Consider the following 20,323-nt stretch of genomic DNA (forward strand, 5'->3'; position numbering starts at 1 on the left):
CCGTCCCCTGGGGATGTTCAGCCGGTGAAGGCGGCGGTGCCGTTCGGTGTGCCGAGTCCGGACGGGCCGTCGTAGCCGGTGGTGCCGGTGCAGAGGTAGGAGCCGCCGCAGCTGCCGTTGGAGCCGCTGGTGACGTCGTTCAGGGCCGAGGTGTGGGCGTAGGGGAAGGAGGAGGGGTAGGAGCCGGAGGACGGGGTGCCGGCCAGCGCGTAGACCGCGGCGATCAGCGGGGAGGCGGCGCTGGTGCCGCCGAAGACCATCCAGCCGCTGCCCTGGCCGTAGGTGTCGTACACCGCGACGCCGGTGTTGGGGTCGGCGACCGCCGAGACGTCCGCGACCGTGCGGTTCGCACAGCCGGAGTCCTTCTGCCAGCTGGGCTTGGCGTCGTAGGCGGAGCAGCCGGAGCCCGCCCCGCTCCACACCGAGTCGGTCCAGCCGCGGGTGTTGGAGGCCGTCTTCAGGGACGTACCGCCCACGGCCGTCACGTACGTGGAGGCCGCCGGGTACTCGACGCCGTAGCCGCCGTCTCCCGAGGAGACGGTGATGGCGACGCCCGGGTGGTTGAAGTAGGTGGAGTCGTACGACGCGTCGCTGGAGGACTCGGAGCCGCCGTAGCTGTTGGAGACGAACTTGGCGCCCAGCCTGACGGCGGTGTTCACGGCCGTGCCCAGGTTGGTCATGCTCGCCGAACCGGCCTCCACCAGGAGGATCTTGCAGTTGGGGCAGGCCGCGCTGACCATGTCGAGGTCGAGGGAGATCTCCTCGGCCCAGCCGGAGTTGCCGCGCGGGTACTTGGTGCCGCCGCTCTGGTCCACCTTCTTGAAGCAGCCGTTCGCCGTGGTGCAGGCGGACAGGCCGTACTGGGAGCGGTAGACGGCGAGGTCGGACTCGGCGCTGGGGTCGTCGTAGGCGTCGACGATCGCCACTGTCTGGCCCGAACCACCGGTCGCGGAGGGCAGGTTGTACGCCGACTGGAGCGAGGCGGGGCCGTAGCCGGAGGGAGCGGCGGCGGCCGTCAGGGCGCTCTCGGCGTGCGCCGAGGCGGGGGTGCCCGCGGTGACCTGAAGGGCGTTGCAGGCCATCTGGTCCTTCTTCGTCGGAGTCGCGCAGGCGCGGGCGACGGAGACGCCGTGGGACGGGGAGGCGGTGGCCTGGGCGGCCTGGCCGACGGGGGCGGCCAGGGCGAGGGCGGCCGTGGCGAGCGTGGCCACGGCGGTGAGGGAAACGGTTCTGCGCAACGTACGTCCTCCACATGGTGGGTGTACCGGGAAGGGCTGTGGGGGGTGCGCGGTGCCACCACGGCGCGGGGTGTCGCGTCGTGGTCGCGCAGAACGTACGGATGGCGGGGTCGCGTCAACAAGACGGATGTTGAATCTGTGACGTTCCTTTGCCTTTTCCGGGACGTGCATGTGTCGTTCATCAGCAAGTCATGGGCTGGAGTCGACCTGCTCATGGCTCGGGGGCACGGGCTGCGGCTGCGCGGCGGGCGCGGTGCCGGTGTCCGGGAAGGGTTCCGCTCCCGCGGGAGCCCGGAGGCTGCCGTAGCGCTCCATGCGCTGCCAGCGCAGGCGCGAGCCGGACACGGCGGTGAAGACGGACTGGATCACCACCAGGTACATGAGCTGCCGGTAGACGAACTGCTGCAACGGCAGGCTCCACAGCGGGCCGGGGTGTTCTCCGTCGAGGCGGAACGCGTACAGGCCCATGCCGAGTTGCAGGAGGAGGAAGCCGAGCCACAGGGCGGTGATCCGGACCGGGTCCAGGAAGACCAGGCCGTACAGGGCGAAGAGGTCGACGGCCGGGGCGAGCAGGGGCAGCAGGACCTGGAAGAGGAGGAGGTAGCCCAGGCCGCGGCGGCCCAGTTTGCCGGCGGCGCCGCGCTGGAGCAGTGCGCCGCGGTGCTTCCACATCGCCTGGAGGGTGCCGTAGCACCAGCGGTACCGCTGCCGCCACAGGGCGCTGAGGGAAGCGGGTGCCTCGGTCCAGGCCACCGCGCCCTCCTCGTAGACCACGCGCCAGCCGGCCCGGCACAGCGCCATGGTGAGGTCGGTGTCCTCGGCGAGGGTGACGTCGCTGACGCCACCGAGATCCAGCAGCGCACCACGGCGGAACGCGCCCACCGCACCCGGGACGGTCGGCATGCACTCGGCGAGGTCGAACAGCCGGCGGTCGAGGTTGAAGCCGACCACGTACTCGATGTGCTGCCAACGGCCCAGCAGGCCACCGCGGTTGACGACCTTGGCGTTGCCGGAGACGGCGCCCACGCGGGGGTCGGCGAAGGGCTGCACGAGGGTGCGGACGGTGTCCGGTTCGAAGACGGTGTCGCCGTCGACCATCACGACCAGGTCGCAGGAGGCCGCGGCGAGGCCGGTGTTGAGGGCTGCCGGTTTGCCCGCGTTCTCCTGCCGGATCACCCGCACCCACGGCAGCCGGAGCGACTCCACCAGGTCGGCGGTGCCGTCGGTGGAACCGTCGTCCACCACGATGATCTCCACCGGATGGTCCGAGGCGATCAGGGAGCGCACGGCCGCCTCGATCCCGGCGCTCTCGTTGTACGCGGGGACGATGACGCTGACGGGTTCGGTCACCGGTGGCCCCCAGGACCCGCCCCGGCGTCCTGCCCTGCGCAGCCGCCGGTGCCGGCGGGCCGTGAGCACCACGACCACCGCGCGCAGCACGCTGATCACTCCGGCCGCGTACATCAGCACGCCCAGCAGCCATACGATCCAGTCGCCGGCCTGCAACGCGTTCACCAGGGCCATGCCCTGGAGGTGTTCGCCGAGGCCGGCGGGCTGGACGGGCCCCGCCATGCCGACTGCGGCGCCGACCGTCGCGAACCGGAAGCCCTGTGCCTTGAGCCGCGGTATCAGGGTGTTCAGCGCGGTGACGGTCTGGGAGCGGTCACCCCCGGCGTCGTGCATCAGCAGGATCTGTCCGGCGTGCCCGTGCGGAGTCGCGTTGGCGAGGATGCGGTCCACGCCGGGACGCTGCCAGTCCTCGGCGTCCTGGGTGGAGAGCACCGTGACGTAGCCCGCCGTGTCGGCCTGCTTGAGGACGGACCAGTCGGCGTCGGTCAGCGCGTCGTTCTTCGAGGAGTACGGCGGCCTCAGCAGCGCGCTGGTGACCCCGGCCGCGCCGGCCACCGCCAGCTGGGTCTCGTGGAGTTCCAGGGAGCGCTGCCAGGGGGCGAGGCGGGAGAGGTCGGGGTGGGTGAAGGTGTGGATGCCGATCTGGTGGCCGTCGGCGACGATCCGGCGGACCAGCTCCGGGTGGGCCACCACCTGGGTTCCGACGACGAAGAAGGTCGCGCGCACATGGTTGCGGCGCAGCACGTCGAGGATGCGCGGGGTCCAGACGGGGTCGGGCCCGTCGTCGAAGGTGAGGGCGATGGTGCGGTCCCGGGGCCGGGCGGTGTGCACGGCGCCCGCGGCGTTCGCGATCACCGGACCGCCGTCGGCCACCTGGGCGGGCACCGCCTCGCTGCGGCCACGGGCACCGGTCACGTCGTCCGAGGTGATCCCGAACATGTGATGGGTGTACCCCTGGAGCAGGAGGGCCGTCGACAGGGTCACCGCGAGCACGCTCAGCAGCAGCCAGTGGGCGCGAGGGGTGATCTGGCGGGTGCGGCCGTGGCGGCGGGCAGGAGCGGTACGGCGGCGTCGATCGGTCACGTCAGGGCCTTGGGTCACTTCACGGGCTTGTGGGACGTCCCGCGGGCACGCCCCCGGGAGGAGATGGTCGGGGTCGCACTGGCGGTGGCCGTCGGGGAAGTGGCCCTGGTGGGTGCGGTGGTCGCGGGGGCGGTCGAGGCCGTCGGCCGGACGGGCGGGGCGGTCCGCCGCGCCGTGGGACGGGAGTCGGGGTGCCCTGCGGCGGAGCCCGCACGCCCGGCGGAGTGGCCGGGCCCGGACGGGGAGTCGGAGGCGGTCACGCGGGGCGTCGCCCGGTGCGCGGCGTCCGGCTGCGGGACGAAGGGGGCGCTGCCACCAGGGCCGCCCAGCACGGTGCTGATCAGCAGGGCGACATAGCCGCCGGCGGGGATCACCAGCAGCCGTGCGGCGCGCATCACGCGGCGCTGGCGTCGCCCCGAGGTGTCCACGAAGACCGGCCGCGCCGACTCGTGCTCCGGCGTGTCCGGGACCGGCTCAGACTCCGGTGCCGGCACCGGAACGAAGGGGATGGGCTGTGTGTCGCTCTCCGGGCCGGTCGCGGTGAGGACGTCGCCGCGGGCGGCCTGCCACGCCGGACCGCCTGCGCCGTCCCACGCCGTCGGGTGCGGTTGCGCCCACTGCGTCGACCGCGTCGGGTCCCAGGTCAGCGTGGCCGTGTCGCCGCCGTACGTCTCGTAGCCGTACGTCTCGTAGCCGTAGCCCTCGCCGCCGTACCCCTCGTGGCCGTAGGCATACGCGTACCCGGCGCCGGCGTACGGATCCTCGCCGTACGGTCCGCCGTTTCCGTTCGTCCACTGCACGAGTCGTGTCCCCTGTCCTGGACGACCGGGGCGGTCGTCCGCTTGGACAGAGCGCGGCGGGCCGAAACTGTTACACCTCACCCACAACTCACGCCTCGGACGTCCACTTCACCACCACACGCCCGCACCCGGCGGCGACGGTCAGAACGGCTTGGTCGGCAGGTACTTGCCGTCCAGGGTGATGACGGCGCGCTCGCCGCCCTCGGGGTCGGCGACCTTGCGCACGTCCAGCTTGAAGTTGATCGCGGAGATGATGCCGTCCCCGAACTCCTCGTGGACCAGGGCCTTGAGGGTGGTGCCGTAGACCTGGAGCATCTCGTAGAAGCGGTAGACGGTCGGGTCGGTGGGGATGCCGCCGGGGATCGAGCCGCGGGCCGGGATGGTCTGGAGCAGCATCGCCGCGTCCTCGTCCAGGCCGAGCAGTTCGGCGACGGCGCGGGCGGACTCCTCCGGCAGGGCGTGCTGGCCGAGGACCGCGGCGGTGGTGAAGGCGACGGAGAGGCCGGCCGCGTCGGCGATCCGCTGCCAGGAGAGGTTCTTGCGGGTCTTGGCGTCCACGGCCGCGTTGGCCAGGGCCTGACGGGCGGTGGGGTCGAACTGGGCGTGCATCATGATCGGTACTTCCTTCTCTTTCGATGGGGGTCGGTCAAAAGGGGTCAGGCAGCCGGGGCCGGGGCGGGGGCCTCGGTGGGCAGGTGTGTCACGCGGCCGGTGCCGATGTCGTACACCCAGCCGTGCAGGGTGGCCTTCCGCTCCGCCAGGGCGCGGGCGACCGACGGGTGGGTGGCCAGGTTCGCCAGCTGCGCGAGCACGTTCTGCCGTACCAGGGACGGCACGTCGCCGGAGGTCGCGGTGCGGGCCCGGGAGGCGTCGGCGTGCCGCAGCCAGGTGGCGACCGCCGGGGCGTCGCTGAGGTCGTGCCCCTCGGCCAGGGCGGTCATCGCGCCGCACGCGGAGTGGCCGCAGACGACGATGTCGGTGACACCGAGTGCGCCGACGGCGTACTCGATGCTCGCCGCCACTCCGTCGGCACCGGGGGTGTGCGGCGGGACCAGGTTGCCGGCGGTGCGGATGACGAACAGCTCACCGGGCTCGCACCCGGTGATCAGCTCGGGGACGACGCGGGCGTCGGAGCAGCCGATGAACAGCGTGTGGGGCGTGTGCCGCGTGGCCAGACGGGCGAAGAGCTCCGCCTTGGCCGGGAAGACGTCCCGCTGAAAACGGGCGACACCCTCGGCGAGGTCCTGCATGGGGCACTCCCTTCGGTGGTGCCGGCCCCTGCGGGCCGGCGAAATCCACCATGCACGGCCTGGACCTATAGAGTCCAAGAGCTGATAGCCATGAGAGTCAGTGGTCGTAGCTATAGTTGCGGCTACAGTGGCGTTCATGGCCGTCCTGGAGCTGCGTCACCTGCGTTATCTGCTCGCCGTCGCCGAACACGGCAGCTTCACCCGTGCCGCGGAGGACCTGCACATCTCCCAGCCCACGCTCTCCCAGCAGGTCAGGCAGCTGGAGCGCACCCTGGGCGTGCAGCTGCTGGACCGCACCGGCCGCACGGTACGGCTCACCGACGCCGGCGCCGTCTACACCGAGCACGCCCGCCGCGCGCTGCGCGACCTGGCCGCCGCCGAACGAGCCGTCCACGACGTCCAGGACCTCACCCGCGGCCATCTGCGCCTGGGCGTCACCCCCACCTTCACCGCCTACCTCGTCGGCCCGCTCACCGCCGCGCTCCACGCCCGCCACCCCGGCGTCAGCCTGGCCCTGACCGAGACGACCCAGGACCGGATCGAGGCCGCCCTGCTCGCCGACGACCTCGACCTCGGCATCGCGTTCGGCGGCGCCCACCTGCCCGGCGTCGCCCCGACGCCGCTGTTCACCGAGACCCTCAGCCTCGTCACCGGCACCCACCACCCGCGGGCGCTGCCGGAGCCGCTGCCGGTGCGGGCCCTCAGGGACGTACAACTCGCGCTGCTCAGCGGCGACTTCGCCACCCGCGCCCACATCGACGCCTACTTCGCCAGGCAGCGGACCGCCCCGCACATCGCGGTCGAGGCCAACTCCGTGCAGGCCCTCACCGAGATCGTGCGGCGCACCCCGGTGGCGACCGTGCTGCCCGACGCCGTCACCCACGACCACCCCCACCTCACGCCCGTCGCCCTCGACCCGCCGCTGCCCCCGCGCACCGTCACCCTCCTGCACCGCGAAGGCGCCTACCGCAGCGCCGCCGCCCGCGCCTTCGCCGGGCTCACCCACGACCTCGTCCGCACCCGCGGCTACGCCCCGCCCCGGTGACGCGGTGCCACGGCCCGCGCCGGCGCCGCATTTTGACGGAGTCCTGACGCGGGGGTCGCATCCGGCCGGTCGCGGGTGGTGTCCTTGCCGGTGTCCGTACCGGCGTTCGTGCCGGTCGCGAGGAAGGGAGTGCCATGGAGGGCACCGTGGTGGCGGTCGTCGTGGTGGCATTGCTGCTGTTGCTCGTGCTGAAGAGCGGGATGCGGGTCGTCAACCAGGTGGAGCGCGGGGTGGTGTTCCGGTGGGGGAAGGCCCTGCCGAGCCACCGGCAGCCCGGCATCACCTTCCTGATCCCGTTCGCCGACCGGATGCGCAAGGTGAACGTGCAGATCGTGACCATGCCCGTGCCCACCCAGGAGGGCATCACCAAGGACAACGTGTCGGTGAAGGTCGACGCCGTCGTCTACTTCCGGGTGACCGACCCGGTGCGCGCGGCCATCGAGGTGCAGGACTACGTCTTCGCCGTCGGGCAGGTCGCCCAGTCCTCCCTGCGGTCCATCATCGGCAAGAGCGATCTGGACGACCTGCTCAGCGACCGGGAGCGGTTGCACGAGGGGCTGGCGCTGATGATCGACAGCCCGGCCGCGGGCTGGGGGATCCACATCGACCGCGTCGAGATCAAGGACGTCCAGCTGCCGGAGTCGCTGAAGCGGTCCATGTCGCGGCAGGCCGAGGCCGAGCGGGAGCGGCGGGCCCGGGTCATCACCGCCGACGGCGAGTTCCAGGCCGCGCAGCAGCTCGCCAACGCGTCCCGGATCATGTCGGACACTCCCGAGGCCATGCAGCTGCGTCTCCTCCAGACCGTCGTCGAGGTGGCCGCCGAGAAGAACTCCACCCTCGTCATGCCGTTCCCCGTCGAGCTGCTGCGCTACTTCGACCGGGCCGTGCGGAAGATCGACGCGGACCTCAACCCCGACGCGCCCCAGCCGTCCCAGCCGCCCCAGTCGCCGCAGCAGGCCCCGGCTCCTGCTTCAGACCCGGCTCAGGCTCAGGAGAGCGACGGCCGGCCGTAGCCAGCGCCAGTGTCACCAGGACCGAGCCCGCCGCCATCGTCGTCATCCCCGCGGCGGGCGAGGTGACCTGGGCCACCGTGCCGGCCAGCGCGGCGCTCACGCCCTGCATGGTCAGCATGCCCGCGGAGTGCAACCCCAGGGCCTGGCCGGCGAGTTCGTCCGGCGTGAGCTCCATCAGCCGCTCCTGCTGGACGAGGCTCGCGCCGAAGCCGGCCGACGCGAGCGTCACGCACACCATCGCCACCGGCAGCGGCGGGTGCGCGGCGAACAGCAGGTACGGCGTCGCCAGCAGGAGCAGCAGCGGGGCGGCCAGGCGGCGGCGCACCGCGGGCGGCAGCAGGCGGCCCACCGTCACGTCCCCGGCGAACATGCCGAGCGCCCCGCAGGCGAACAGGGTGCCGGCCGCGTGCGGGGCGTACGACACGTAGAGCGACTCGCAGCCGACCACCAGGCCGTTGGGCAGCCACAGGCCCAGATAGGTCAGGCGGCGCGAACGGGACGACCACAGCAGGGAGTTGGCACGCCAGGTCGCCCGCGCGGAGGGACGGCCCGCGGTGCGGGGCGGGCGGGCGGTCAGGGCGAGGCGCAGCACCAGCGCGGCCGTCAGGTACAGGGCGGCCGACAGCAGGAGACAGACCCTCGGGGAGAGCGCGGTCAGCAGCGCGCCGCCGGTGGCGAACCCGGCGATCTGCATGAGCCCGCTCATCATGTTGAACAGCGAACGCCCGGGCAGATAGCCCTCCTTGGCCAGGATCTCGTTCAGCAGGCCCCAGCGGACCCCGCCGCCGAGCGAGGCCACGAGGCCGAGGACGAGGACGACGGCGAGGACCACGCCGACCGGCAGGCCGGGCAGCGCCTGGAACGCCGTACCGGCCGCGAAGGTCAGTGCGATCGCCGACAGGGCCGTACGCGGGGGAAGGCGGTCGGCGCCGGACAGCAGGACCGTCGCGCCCAGCACCTGGGCGAGCGAGGGGCCGAACATGCTCACCGCGGACAGCAGCGGGGAGCCGGTCGCCCGGTACACGAGCGTGCCGAGGGCGAGCCCGCCGACGGTCTGCGCGGCGGTCTGCGCGGCCGTGCCGAGGAAGAGCGGGGTGAACTCCGGGGTGCGGAACAGGGAGCGGTAGGTGGGCATGCTCCGGAGTGTCGGGGGCACCGCGGGCGGGTCGTTATGGTTTCGCCACCACGCGAAAGGTCATCGGGGCTGTGAACGTGGTTCCAGGGGGTGGCTGGTGTGGGGTGGTGGCAGCTCAACGCGGACACGCTGGCCGGGAGCCGGTTCGTGATCTCACAGCTCGCCGAGACCTTCGCGTCGCTGCGGCTGCTGCACGTCGGTGACGTGGCGCATCCCGGCGAGCGGGCGTGGCTGGGCCGTCATCTGCCGGGCTACCGGGCGCTGTTGGCGGCGGACCCGGTGGCGGAGCCGCTGGTGCGGGCCGGGCTCGGGAGGGAGTGGATCGCCGACTTCCTGACGCCGGCCCCGCGCGGCGGGGAGGCCTTCGCGGAGGAGGTCGCCCGGGTCCGCTCGACGCCGCCCGCCGTGGCCCGCGCGCATCTGCGCACCGCCCTCGCCGGTCCGCTCCCGGCCGGGCTGGAGCGGGACGATCTGCCCGAGCGGGCGGCGGCGCTGCTGGAGTGGGTGTGGGAGGAGACCGTACGGCCGTCCTGGGAGCGGCGCCGGCGGGTGCTGGAGGCGGATGTGGTCGCGCGGACGGCGCAGGTGAGCCGGGGCGGCTGGGTGAGCGTCCTGGACGCCCTGCGGCCCGGGCGGACGCGCTGGCTGGGTGAGAACCGGCTCCAGATCAATCTGCACGAGTACCCGCCACGCGAGATCTCCGGCGCCGAGCTGCTCTTCGTGCCGGTGACCGTGCAGCGGGCGGGGTGGGTGGCCTGGGACGACGGGGTGCGGTACGCGGCCGTCTACCCGTGCGCCGGTGTCCTCGCCGACACCGGCGCACGGACCGTCCCGGCGGGCCTCGGCGCGCTGCTCGTCCCGGCCCGGGCCGCCGTCCTGGTCCTCCTCGGCTCCCCCCTGACCACCACCCAGCTGACCGCGCTGACCGGCCAGGGCCTGGGCTCGGTGGGCCGCCATCTCAAGGTCCTCCGGGAGGCCGGCCTGGCGGAGCGGTGGCGGACGGGCCGGTCGGTCCTGTACGGGCGGACACCGGCGGGCGACGTCCTGGTGGAGGCCGCGGGCACGGGCCCCGGCGAAGACCTCCGGGGGGCAGGGCTAGCCTTCGGGCATGACGACTGCTGACCACAGCCCCCTGAATGTCGAGATCGGCGCGCTCGCCGGTGGCCCCGCCGGGCTGGACCGGTACGCCGGCCAGGCCGTGCTCATCGTGAACGTGGCCTCCAAGTGCGGCCTGACGCCGCAGTACACGGGCCTGGAGAAGCTCCAGGAGCGGTACGGCGCACAGGGCTTCACCGTCCTCGGTGTGCCCTGCAACCAGTTCCTCGGGCAGGAGCCCGGCAGCGCCGAGGAGATCGCGGAGTTCTGCTCGGCGACGTACGGCGTGACCTTCCCGCTCACCGAGAAGGTGGAGGTGAACGGCGAGGGCCGGCACCCGCTGTACGAGCGGCTGGTCGACTTCGCCGACGCCGAGGGGCACAGCGGGGACATCCGCTGGAACTTCGAGAAGTTCCTGATCGGCCGGGACGGGCAGGTCGCGGCGCGCTTCTCGCCGCAGACCGAGCCGGAGTCCGCCGAGGTCGTGACGGCCATCGAGGCCCAGCTGGGCTGACCGGTTGACCTTGCCCCTGGGGCAGGGCCGAGTGTCCCTGTCACCGGGCGGACCGCGCCCGGTGACGGAGGATGCTCTCGTGGACGACGAACTGCTCACGATCGGCGCGTTCGCCGCACGGGCCCGGCTGTCGGCCAAGGCCCTGCGGCTGTACGACCGGCTCGGCCTGCTGACCCCGGCGCATGTCGACGAGGTCAGCGGCTACCGCCGCTACCGCGCCGACCAGGTCGAACGCGCCCGGCTGGTGGCCCTGCTGCGGCAGCTGGACATGCCGCTCGCCCGGATCGCCGACGTGGTCGGGGCGGAAACCGGCGCCCAGGCCGCCGAGCGGCTGACCGGCTGGTGGGCGGACGTGGAGACCCGGGTGGCCGGGCAGCGGACCCTCGCCGAGTACCTCCGTGGACGACTGTCGGGGAGGAGCTCCGAGATGTACGGGAAGTTCGTGGTCGAGACCGTCGACGTACCGGCGCAGGTGGTGATCACCGAGTCGCGGCACACCCTCGCGGACGAGCTGCCGACGTGGATCGGCGGGTCGCTGGAGCGGCTGGTGGGCGCCGCGCGGGAGTGCGGCGGCGTGACCGGGGCGCCGTTCGTCGTCTACCACGCCGAGGTGTCGATGGAGAGCGACGGGCCGGCCGAGTCCTGCGTGCCGGTGGCCGACGAGGCGGCGGCGCGGGCGTGGGCCGAGCGCGCCGGTCGGGCCCGGCGGACGCGGGTGCGGGTGGAGCCGGCCGCGCGGCTGGCCTTCGCGCGGATCACCAAGGCGCAGGTCGCGCATCCGCAGATCCTGGCTGCCTTCGAGGCGGTGGAGCAGTGGATGGCGGGGCAGGGGCTGGAGATGGCCGGGCCGTGCCGGGAGGTCTACTTCGCCGACTGGGACACGGCCGGGCCGGAGGACCCGGTGTGCGACGTGGCCTTTCCAGTGACCCGATAGGAGTCGCTGGACAGCACCGAGCCCTCTCGGCAAGGACGGCGACCGGTCGAGAGGGCTCTGTGGGAGGTGGTGCTGTGCAGTTGTGTCGTCTGTGGGCTCTGCGTTGCGATCCTCGTCAGCGACGCCGTTGCGATCCTCGCCAGTGACGCCAGGAGTCAGGGAGAGCCCCCTAGGCCTTGACCGTGGCCACGAAGGCGTTCCAGGCGTCGGCGGGGAAGGCCAGGACCGGGCCCGCGACGTCCTTGGAGTCACGGACGGACAGCTCGGCGGCGGTGGCCGACCTGACCTCCACGCAGGCGCCGTTGCCCGCCGAGTAGGAGGACTTCATCCACGTCTCCGAAGCGCCCTGAATCAGTGCCATGTCCACTCCTGTTGTGCGAGTTGCGATGGTGCGGTTCACGCCAACCTTCTTGGCTGATTGGCGTGATCGACGCTACCGGGCAACTGGCCCCGCTGGAGTAGTCGTTCACTCGACCGGATGGCATATTCCAGACGGGCCTTCCAATGGAGTGGACCGGCGGTGTACGATCCGGCGCCTTTCGTGACAGCGGCTCAGTCCGCGTACTCCTTGGCCACCTTCGCGATGAACTGCCGGGATTGCTCCACATTGAGGGACTGTGCCCGCAAGTGCTCGTACATCACGGCGTACTTCTGGACGTCCTGTGCCTTCTCCAGGTACAGGTCGCTGGTGACACCCTCCAGGTAGACCACGCTGGAGTCGGCCGCGTCGGTGAACTCCAGGATCGCGTACTGGCCGTTGAGCCCCGGATGCGCGCCCACCTCGAACGGCAGGACCTGCACGGTGACATGCGGCAGCTGCGACATCTCGATGAGGTGGTCGAGCTGTTCGCGCATCACCAGCCTGCTGCCGACGACCCGGCGCAGCGCCGCCTCGTCGAGCACCACCCACAGCCGGAGCGGGTTGCCCTCGGCGGTGATACGTTCCTGTCGGCGCAGGCGCACCTGCACCCGCTTCTCGATGTCGGCCGGCGACGTCTCCGGCAGGGCACCCTGGACGAGGGCCTCGGCATAGGCGTGGGTCTGCAACAGACCGGTCACCAGCTGGGGTTCGTACACCCGCAGCGACTCGGCGTCGGTCTCCAGTCCGATGTACACGCTGTACGGGATGTCTCCGAACGTGTGCCACCAGCCCTGCTGGCGCGAGTCGCGGGCCATCTCCATCAGCGAGTCGACGATCCGCTGGTCCTCGACCTCGTACACCCCGCACAGGTCACGCACGTCGCGCTGGCTGATGCTTCTGCGGCCGTTCTCCAGCCGGCTGATCTTCGACTGCGAAACGAGCAGCCGCTCCGCAACCTCCTCGGCCGTCATGCCCTTGAGCTCACGGAGCCTGCGCAGCTCCTGGCCGAGCCGGCGCCGCCTGACGGTGGGATTGACATTGGACGCCACGGGACGTGCACCTCCGGCTGCCTGCCTGTTGCTTAACACTTTCCGTATCTGCTGTTGAGCAGACTGCCACCAAGGTGCTTTCTACCGCTGGGAAACGAGGGATATGCGGCGCGTGCACGTCAGTTCGCCACCACCCGCCACACACGCAGTCGAGCGGGACGGTGCGACCCCTCTCGAATCGAGGGTCGCACCGTCCCGCTCCGACCAGCGGCTCCCGAACTGGGTCCGGGGGGACCGGGGTTGCGGCCTAGTGGGCCACGACGCGCGCCATGGACCCGCGGTGCGGCTGCATCGGAACCCCGCGTGCGGGTTCCGGCGCGGTCCTGGCGCCGGCCGCGCCCTGCCGCCCGGCGGCCGCGGGAGCGCGGCGCGGCTGTGCGGCCGCACCGCTCTGGACGTCCATCACGGCGTGCGCGACGAGCCCGCCCATCGGATCGTGCCGGATCAGGTCCCGCAGCCGGGAGCGGGACGAGCGGCCCTCGTTCCCCGGATACAGGTGCTTTCCGAGCCCGACGGCGTGCGCCAGGGCGGCGAGCGCCGCGGTCCGCGGGTCCGGCGGTACGCCGGTGCGGATCGCGGAGTCCAGCCGGGCCCTGATCTCCCGGCTGATGGCGGTGTCCGTCGCCTGGTAGCGCGTCGTCGGCAGCACCCCGCACATCTGACCCGGCACGGCGGCGACCATGCCGCACCGCTCCAGATGCGAGAGATACGTCTGACGGAGCCCCAGCCGGGGCCCGCCGATCCAGTGGACGGCACGCACGGGAGCGCCGCGCCTGCGCAGCAACTCCAACGCGGAGTCCAGTGTTGGATCTCCAGTCGGCCGTGGGGCCACCACGGCGATACGATCCCCGTCTGGGGCTATCCGTCCGGCCAGCGCCAGCTCCACTAGCTGTGCTCCGGCCAGACCGAGGTCGAGCGACTGCGGCTGCGCAGTGGTACCCGTGGTCGGGTCCAATGCCAGCAGCAGAAGCTCCTCCGGAATTGTTCTGCGGCTCCTGCCCATCCATGCCTCCCCGCGTGGATGAATGACAGGGTGACCCCTCTCACATTGGTCTGTCGAGGGTGCGTGACCGGTTCGTGAGGGAACCGGTAGGTATGTCGTTCTCGTCTAGCCCAGGGGCCAAGCCCCCACACAGGACACTGGTACATGGTTCGGACAGGGCGCGCGGACAGAGCCGTGCGCCGCACGGAGGAGGCATCGGTGGCGGGCGAGTCCCCCGACAGGTCGAAGCAGCGCGAGTCGTCGGCGGAACCGACGCCGGGGAGCGGGGGTTCGGTTCCCGAGGCCCCCGATCCGCGCCTCGCGGTCTCCCGGGAAAAGGATTCCTCGGGCGGCGGCGTGGACACGGCGACGAAGATCCTGACGGTGCGGGACACCGAGTCCGATGACGACGCGGCCGACACGGCCGGCACGACCGACACGGCCGGCTCCGGGGAACCCGCCGAGACCGGGACGACGACCGCCTCCGAGGCGGACGCCGCCCTGCGCGACGCGGTGTCCGCCTGGGTGCGGGGGGCCGACGGGGAGCCGAAGGACGCGAAGACGGAGACCGAGGGCGACACGGCCCCCGGTACCGACGCGGAAGCGCTTGCAGATGCGAACGAGAGCGCCGACGAGGACGGGGCCGAGGACGCCGGGAAGGCGGACAGCGAGACGGAGCCGAAGGCCGGGAACGCCGTGACGGCCGACGACGAGGCCGACGCGGAGGACGAGGCGGAGGACGAGGACGCCGAGGCCGATGCCGAGGCGGCCGAGAAGCCTGAGCCGGACGCGAAGGCCGAGAAGCCTGAGGCCGATGAGGCCGATGAGGCCGCTGAGGACGGTGACGAACCGGAAGCCGCCGACGAGGCCGGTGACGCCGACGACAAGGACGGCGAGGCCGAGGCGGCGGACGATCCCGCCGACGCGCCGGAGGCGAAGGCCGTCGACCAGCCGACCGCCGTCTTCAAGACCGTACGGAAGCCGCAGGTCGATCAGCCGACGACCATGCTCAAGCTGGGCGGCGCCGCCAAGTCCGCCAAGGCCCCCGAGGCTCCGAAGGACCCCGCATCCGACCCCGAGCGCACCAGCAAGTTCGTCGCGCTCAAGCCGGATCTGAAGGAGCCGAAGCCGGAGGCCAAGGCCGACGTCACCACCCCGGTCCCGCAGGTCGGCCCGGAGCGGACCACGCAGCAGCCCCTGCCGCCCAAGCCCCCGCTGGACCTGCTGGCGGAGCTGACGAACACGCCGCCGCCCCCGGAGACCCCGGTCCGCACGCTCGTGCGCCGGGTCAAGATCTGGACCCCGCTCGTCGTGCTGCTGGCGATCGTCTTCGTCGTCGTACAGGCGCTGCGCCCGCTGCCGTCCCCCACTCTCGTGCTGACCGCGAAGGACAGCTACACCTTCGACGGCGGCGCGGTGAGCCTGCCCTGGCCGAGCGAGGGCCAGGGCTGGATGGACGGCGACGGCATCGGCACGATGGGCCGCTTCGGCAAGCAGACGCCCGTGGCCATCGGCTCGGTCGCCAAGACCATGACCTCGTACATCATCCTCCGCGACCACCCGCTGAAGCCCGGCGAGGAGGGCCCGAGGATAAAGGTCGACTCGACGGCCGAGAAGGAGGGCGGCTACGACAAGAGCGGCGAGTCCACCCTCAACACGATCAAGGCCGGTGACTACCTCACCGAGAAGCAGGCCCTGTCGGCCGTCATGATCCCCTCCGCGAACAACATCGCCCGGCTGCTGGCCCGCTGGGACGCGGGCTCGGAGGCGGCGTTCGTCAAGAAGATGAACGCGACCGCCAAGGAGCTGGGGATGACGAACACGACGTACACCGATCCCTCGGGTCTGAAGGAGACCACGGTCTCCACGGCCGAGGACCAGGTGAAGATCGGCCGCGCGGTCGTGAAGATCCCCGCCCTGGTGGCCATCACCAGCGCGGCCAGCTGGACGGACCCCACCGGTCACAACTGGCCCAACTGGAACGCGCTGCCGTACAAGATCGGCGCGATCGGCATCAAGACGGGCAGCACCACCGCGGCCGGCGGCAATCTGCTCTTCGCCTCCCGCAAGACGGTCGACGGACAGACGGTCACGATCGTCGGCGCGATCCTCGGCCAGCACAAGCCGTCGATCCTCGACACGGTCAACGACGTCAGCAAGACCGCGCTGCTCGGCGCCCAGCAGGCGCTGACCGGCGCGAAGATCCTGCAGAAGGGTGACGTGGTCGGCTACGTGGACGACCAGCTCGGCGGGCAGACCCCGATCGTGGTGACCAAGGACGTCACGGCGGTCGGCTGGTCCGGGCTGAAGGTGAAGCTGTCCTTCGCCTCCGACTCCGTTCCGCACACCGCGAAGGCCGGCACCACGGTGGGCACGCTGACCGTGGGTGACGGTTCGGCCGGAGCGGTGAAGGTTCCGGTGGCCCTCCGGACGGATCTCGCCGAGCCCGGCTTCGGCGCGAAGCTCACCCGCGTGAGCTGACCCGCCAGGCAGACGCAGCACCCCCGCACCACCCCGCACCCCGTCGTCGGAGCCCCACCCCGGGAGCCCCGCGGCGGGGTGCGTGCTAGCGTCACGAATCGGGGCAGGTCGTCGGTCACGGGACGGGACGGCCAACAGAACGAGAAGCGGCCGCGAACACCTCGGAACCCACGGCGGGCCTCCGAGGGGCCCGGCCGAGAACAAAAGACGGGACACGGGGAGTGCCTTCAGGTGGCCACAGCGGAGCCGACACGCGCCGACGACGCCGATCCGGGCCCGGGAAACCCCCCGGGGTCCGGCCCGCGAATACGCCCGTCCACGGCTGACACGGGCCTGTCCACGGCCGACACGGACGGTCGAACCGACGGCGTACGGCCCGGCAGGCTCGCGCGGCTCCTCGTCGCCGCCGAGCCCCTGCGGCAGCGGATGCTCCGGCATCCCGTGCTGTCGATCACCGCGCTCGCGGGTGTCCTGCACATCATCTGGTTCTTCACGTTCGCGAACAGCGGTGGCGATCTCGCGGCGCAGGACGCCTGGGCGGAGTTCGTCGGCCGGCACCCGGACTCGGCGTACAACCTCGCCTGGTACGGCGGCATGCACCCGGTGTCGTACAGCGTCGTCTCGCCGTATCTGATGGCCGTCCTCGGCGTCCGTACGACGATGATGATCGCCGGGACGGCCTCGGCGGGCCTGCTGACCCTGGTCCTGATCCGCAGCCGGGCGGTGCGCAACCCGCTGTGGGTCTCGCTCGCCGGGGTGTTCGCGCTGTTGGCCAACGCGGTGTCGGGCCGGGTGACCTTCGGGCTCGGCACGATGTTCGGGCTCGGCGCGGTCGCGGCGGTGTTCTGCTGGCCGCACCGGTGGCGGCACAGACGCCGGTCGAAGGCGGCGGTGGCCGCGACGCTGGCCGGGCTGTCGACCATGGCCTCGCCGGTCTCGGGGCTGTTCGTGGGCTTCGTCGCGGTCGCGCTGTTCCTGCAGAAGCGGCGGCCCGGCACCTGGACGCTGGGGCTCGCCCCGGCCGCGGTGGTCGCCGCCTCCTACTTCCTCTTCCCGTTCTCCGGCACCCAGCCGATGACGTTCGGCTCGGTGGTCATGCCGCTGCTGTACGGCCTGCTGTGCCTGTTCCTGGTGCCGAAGGAGTGGGTGACCGTCCGGCTGACGGCCGCCGTCTACAGCCTCAGCGTGGTGCTGGTGTGGCTGATCAGCTCGCAGATCGGGTCGAACATCTCGCGGCTGCCGATGCTGTTCGCGGGTGCGACGCTGGTCGCGGCGCTGCCGTTCACGGTGCCGAGGTCGCGCCAGTGGTACCTGACCGTGCTGGCGTTCCTGGGCTTCGTCGGCTGGGTCGGCTACAAGTCGGTCGACGACATCATCCACACCACCCCGGCCGCGTCGTGGGCGCGCGAGCTGGCGCCGCTGGTGAACCAGCTCCAGAAGGTCGGCGCCGAGAAGGGCCGGGTCGAGGTGGTCCCGGCGCGCTCGCACCGGGAGGCGTCCGCGCTCGCGCCGTACGTCAACCTGGCGCGCGGCTGGAACCGGCAGGCCGACATGGAGCGCAACCCGCTCTTCTACGACGACACGCTCAACTCGGCGAACTACCACGAGTGGCTCCAGCGGTGGGCCGTGCACTTCGTGGTGCTGCCGAAGGACAACCCGGACGGGGACGGCGGCGTGCGCGAGCGGGCGCTGCTGCAGCGCGGGATGCCGTATCTGAAGCAGATCTGGGGCGATGCCAACTGGCAGCTGTTCCAGGTGACCGATCCGGCGCCGCTCGCCGAGCCGAACGCGGTGGTGGACCGGGCCGACCAGGGCGAGATGACGCTGCGGGTGCGCAAGGCCGGGCGGATCCTGATCCGCATCCCGTACTCGCCGTGGCTGAGCATCGTCGACGCGCACGGCAAGAGCGTGAAGCCGCCGCAGGAGACGGAGGCCTCCAAGCACCGGGCGGACGGCACGCCGAAGTCGTACGACAACCTCAACGGGTGTCTGACGGAGACGCAGCAGGACGTGAACGGCGACAAGTGGACGATGCTGATCGCTCCGCGGGCCGGAACGTATCGGCTGGCGGCGCCGTACCAGTTGCCTCGCGGCACTCCCTGTCCGGACGAGTTGAGGTAGCTTTCCCACCCGCCCGTCCGAAACCGTCAGCCGCGCAGCTCGGTGACATATCGGTCCGTGCCCGGGATCGTGGGAATGAACGGCGCCACCAGCTCCACCCTGCCCAGCCCCGACTCGCTCACCTGCTCGTCCAGGCCCGTGAAGTGGTCCTGCCAGCACTCGCGCGGGTCCTGCTCCAGGAACCACAGCAGGGTCAGGCGGGTGCCCGTGCCCTCGACCTGTTTGACGTAGGTCATGCGGTCGCCGGGCAGCGGGGTGGGCCGGAAGACCGTGACCATGGCGGCCGGGGAGCCGGCCAGGCGACGGGGGAGGTCGCGGGTGCGGAGCCGTTCGAGGAGCTGCGGGCGCTGCTCGGGCCCGTGCGCGTCGATCACCTCCAGGACCAGGCCGGCGTACGGGTGGTCGAGGGCGTGGAAGTCGCGGGGGCCGGCGGCGCCGTCGCGGTAGACCGTGGTCTCGTGGTCCTGGAAGGCCGTGAAGACGTGGGTGCGGGCGTGGTGGACGCGGGCGTCGCGGTTCAGGCGCTTGTTGATGGCGACGGTCCACCTCATGTGGTCGTCGTAGCGGCCGGCGGTGATCCAGTACGTGGAGAGGTAGCAGCCGGCGGTGACGGGCTGGGCGACGGCCGACTTCTCCGGGTAGCGGAGCAGTTGCAGGTCCCGGGTCGCCACCCAGCGCCGGCCCGCGTACATCCAGGGCATGGCCATGGCGCCGGCGTAGTAGTGGTCGTCCTCGTACCAGCGGTTGTAGGCGTACTCGTGCCCGGGGTGCGGCTCGACCATGGTGATCAGGGCGTGGCCGGGGCGCACGCCGTAGGGGCCCAGGGCGGCCAGTTCCCCGTACGCCTCGCTGCGGGTGTCCGTCTCCTCGCTCATGCGGTTCCCCTCCCGTGCCCTTCCGTGCGCGTCCGTGCCCTTCCGTCTTTCCGCGCTCGCCCATAGCCTGACGGTCCGTCAGATAAAGCGCCATAGCCCGGGAGGTACGGATGTCCCTGCTCGCCGGAAAGACCGTCGTCGTCTCGGGGGTCGGCGCAGGACTCGGCCACCAGGTGGCCGCGGCCGTCGTACGGGACGGCGGGAACGCGGTGCTCGGGGCGCGCACCGGGGCGAACCTCGCCAAGAGCGCGGCGGAGATCGATCCGGCGGGCGGGCGCACGGCGTACCGGGCCACCGACATCACGGACGAGGGGCAGTGCGCGGTGCTGGCGGCACTCGCGCGGGAGCGGTTCGGCGGGATCGACGCGGTGGTGCACGTGGCGGCCTGGGACTCGTACTTCGGCGGGGTGGAGGACGCGGACTTCGCGACCTGGCAGTCGGTCATCGACGTGAACCTGCTGGGCACGCTGCGGATGACCCGGGCCTGTCTGCCCGCGCTGCGGGAGGGCGGGGGCGGCTCGGTCGTCTTCATCGGGACGCAGTCGGCCGTCGCCGCGCCCTCGCAGGTGAAGCAGGCGGCGTACGCGGCGTCGAAGGGGGCGCTGACGAGCGCGATGTACTCCCTGGCGCACGAGCTGGGCCCGGACCGGATCCGGGTCAACACCGTGCTGCCGGGCTGGATGTGGGGCCCGCCGGTGCAGGCCTACGTCCAGTTCACCGCGCTGACGGAGGGGGTTCCGGAGTCCGAGGTGCTGGGACGGCTCACGGGGCGGATGGCGCTGCCCGAGCTGGCGACCGACGGGGACGTGGCCGACGCCGTCGCCTTCCTCGCCTCCGACCGGGCGCGGGCCATCACCGGGCAGTCGCTGCTGGTCAACGCGGGTGAGGTGATGCGGTGAGTTCAAGGACGTGAACGTAGGTCAGCAAATCGAACGATTTTACGGTGACTTGACCTTACGCTTGCTTGTCGTGTTCACGTGACCGCACCCACGATCGA

The 20,323-nt window shown here is 71.9% G+C and carries 18 protein-coding genes; 8 read left to right on the forward strand and 10 right to left on the reverse strand.

Annotated elements, in window-relative coordinates; all coding sequences use genetic code 11:
* Positions 1 to 17: 17 nt before the first annotated feature.
* From AC4OXY_RS23260 to AC4OXY_RS23280, 5 genes are all read right to left on the reverse strand, one after another.
* The gene (locus tag AC4OXY_RS23260) at positions 18 to 1,238 is read right to left on the reverse strand and encodes a S53 family peptidase (protein ID WP_376287494.1); all 1,221 of its coding nucleotides are present in this window, start codon (positions 1,236 to 1,238) and stop codon (positions 18 to 20) included.
* A gap of 189 nt (positions 1,239 to 1,427) precedes the next feature.
* Positions 1,428 to 3,671 (reverse strand): bifunctional polysaccharide deacetylase/glycosyltransferase family 2 protein, encoded by a 2,244-nt coding sequence (locus AC4OXY_RS23265; protein WP_362816648.1) that lies wholly within the window; start codon positions 3,669 to 3,671, stop codon positions 1,428 to 1,430.
* Positions 3,672 to 3,685: 14 nt separating this feature from the next.
* Positions 3,686 to 4,471, reverse strand: a complete 786-nt coding sequence (locus tag AC4OXY_RS23270; RefSeq protein WP_491994561.1) for a hypothetical protein — start codon at positions 4,469 to 4,471, stop codon at positions 3,686 to 3,688.
* A 141-nt stretch (positions 4,472 to 4,612) separates the two neighbouring features.
* A complete protein-coding gene (gene cynS, locus AC4OXY_RS23275; protein WP_356019962.1) occupies positions 4,613 to 5,083 on the reverse strand; it encodes a cyanase in 471 nt (156 codons plus the stop codon).
* A 44-nt stretch (positions 5,084 to 5,127) separates the two neighbouring features.
* Entirely contained in the window at positions 5,128 to 5,721 is a 594-nt protein-coding gene (locus AC4OXY_RS23280) for a carbonic anhydrase (RefSeq protein ID WP_491994562.1), read from the reverse strand.
* Positions 5,722 to 5,857: 136 nt separating this feature from the next.
* On the opposite strand from AC4OXY_RS23280, the gene cynR reads away from it, so the two are divergent.
* Together cynR and AC4OXY_RS23290 are read left to right on the forward strand one after the other, a co-directional pair.
* A complete protein-coding gene (gene cynR, locus AC4OXY_RS23285) occupies positions 5,858 to 6,766 on the forward strand; it encodes a transcriptional regulator CynR (protein ID WP_491994563.1) in 909 nt (302 codons plus the stop codon).
* A 134-nt stretch (positions 6,767 to 6,900) separates the two neighbouring features.
* Positions 6,901 to 7,779: a slipin family protein gene (locus AC4OXY_RS23290; protein WP_491994564.1), complete on the forward strand. Its 879-nt coding sequence runs from the start codon at positions 6,901 to 6,903 to the stop codon at positions 7,777 to 7,779.
* Here AC4OXY_RS23290 and AC4OXY_RS23295 read toward each other — a convergent pair.
* Positions 7,673 to 8,914, reverse strand: a complete 1,242-nt coding sequence (locus AC4OXY_RS23295) for an MFS transporter (protein ID WP_491994565.1) — start codon at positions 8,912 to 8,914, stop codon at positions 7,673 to 7,675. The two genes, AC4OXY_RS23290 and AC4OXY_RS23295, sit on opposite strands and share 107 nt — an antisense overlap.
* A 99-nt stretch (positions 8,915 to 9,013) precedes the next feature.
* Here AC4OXY_RS23295 and AC4OXY_RS23300 point away from each other — a divergent pair, with 99 nt between their 5' ends.
* The 3 genes from AC4OXY_RS23300 (at position 9,014) to AC4OXY_RS23310 (ending at position 11,457) form a co-directional block, all read left to right on the forward strand.
* Complete coding sequence (locus AC4OXY_RS23300) at positions 9,014 to 10,036, forward strand: winged helix-turn-helix domain-containing protein (protein ID WP_491994566.1); 1,023 nt, start codon at positions 9,014 to 9,016, stop codon at positions 10,034 to 10,036.
* The gene (locus AC4OXY_RS23305) at positions 10,023 to 10,523 is read left to right on the forward strand and encodes a glutathione peroxidase (protein ID WP_356019975.1); all 501 of its coding nucleotides are present in this window, start codon (positions 10,023 to 10,025) and stop codon (positions 10,521 to 10,523) included. The genes AC4OXY_RS23300 and AC4OXY_RS23305 overlap by 14 nt, the downstream gene beginning before the upstream one ends.
* Before the next feature lie 61 nt (positions 10,524 to 10,584).
* Positions 10,585 to 11,457 carry a MerR family transcriptional regulator gene (locus tag AC4OXY_RS23310; RefSeq protein ID WP_491994567.1) on the forward strand — a complete coding sequence of 291 codons (873 nt, stop codon included), beginning with the start codon at positions 10,585 to 10,587 and terminating at the stop codon, positions 11,455 to 11,457.
* Between the two features lie 169 nt (positions 11,458 to 11,626).
* Here the strand turns inward: AC4OXY_RS23310 and AC4OXY_RS23315 are convergent, their stop codons facing one another.
* From AC4OXY_RS23315 to AC4OXY_RS23325, 3 genes are all read right to left on the reverse strand, one after another.
* The gene (locus tag AC4OXY_RS23315; protein ID WP_071379290.1) at positions 11,627 to 11,818 is read right to left on the reverse strand and encodes a DUF397 domain-containing protein; all 192 of its coding nucleotides are present in this window, start codon (positions 11,816 to 11,818) and stop codon (positions 11,627 to 11,629) included.
* 191 nt (positions 11,819 to 12,009) lie between these two features.
* Complete coding sequence (locus AC4OXY_RS23320) at positions 12,010 to 12,867, reverse strand: helix-turn-helix domain-containing protein (protein ID WP_071377081.1); 858 nt, start codon at positions 12,865 to 12,867, stop codon at positions 12,010 to 12,012.
* Positions 12,868 to 13,114: 247 nt separating this feature from the next.
* Positions 13,115 to 13,870: a GOLPH3/VPS74 family protein gene (locus AC4OXY_RS23325; protein ID WP_356019979.1), complete on the reverse strand. Its 756-nt coding sequence runs from the start codon at positions 13,868 to 13,870 to the stop codon at positions 13,115 to 13,117.
* A 174-nt stretch (positions 13,871 to 14,044) separates the two neighbouring features.
* On the opposite strand from AC4OXY_RS23325, the gene AC4OXY_RS23330 reads away from it, so the two are divergent.
* Positions 14,045 to 16,330 (forward strand): D-alanyl-D-alanine carboxypeptidase, encoded by a 2,286-nt coding sequence (locus AC4OXY_RS23330; RefSeq protein ID WP_491994568.1) that lies wholly within the window; start codon positions 14,045 to 14,047, stop codon positions 16,328 to 16,330.
* Positions 16,331 to 16,561: 231 nt separating this feature from the next.
* Positions 16,562 to 18,451, forward strand: coding sequence for a DUF8823 domain-containing protein (locus AC4OXY_RS23335; protein WP_491994569.1), 1,890 nt, complete (start codon positions 16,562 to 16,564; stop codon positions 18,449 to 18,451).
* A 26-nt stretch (positions 18,452 to 18,477) separates the two neighbouring features.
* Here AC4OXY_RS23335 and AC4OXY_RS23340 read toward each other — a convergent pair whose 3' ends face one another.
* A complete protein-coding gene (locus AC4OXY_RS23340) occupies positions 18,478 to 19,326 on the reverse strand; it encodes a hypothetical protein (protein ID WP_356019986.1) in 849 nt (282 codons plus the stop codon).
* Positions 19,327 to 19,436: 110 nt separating this feature from the next.
* On the opposite strand from AC4OXY_RS23340, the gene AC4OXY_RS23345 reads away from it, so the two are divergent.
* Entirely contained in the window at positions 19,437 to 20,225 is a 789-nt protein-coding gene (locus AC4OXY_RS23345) for an SDR family oxidoreductase (RefSeq protein WP_491994570.1), read from the forward strand.
* Positions 20,226 to 20,323: the final 98 nt, after the last annotated feature.

The organism is Streptomyces sp. HUAS MG56 (genome assembly GCF_058673395.1).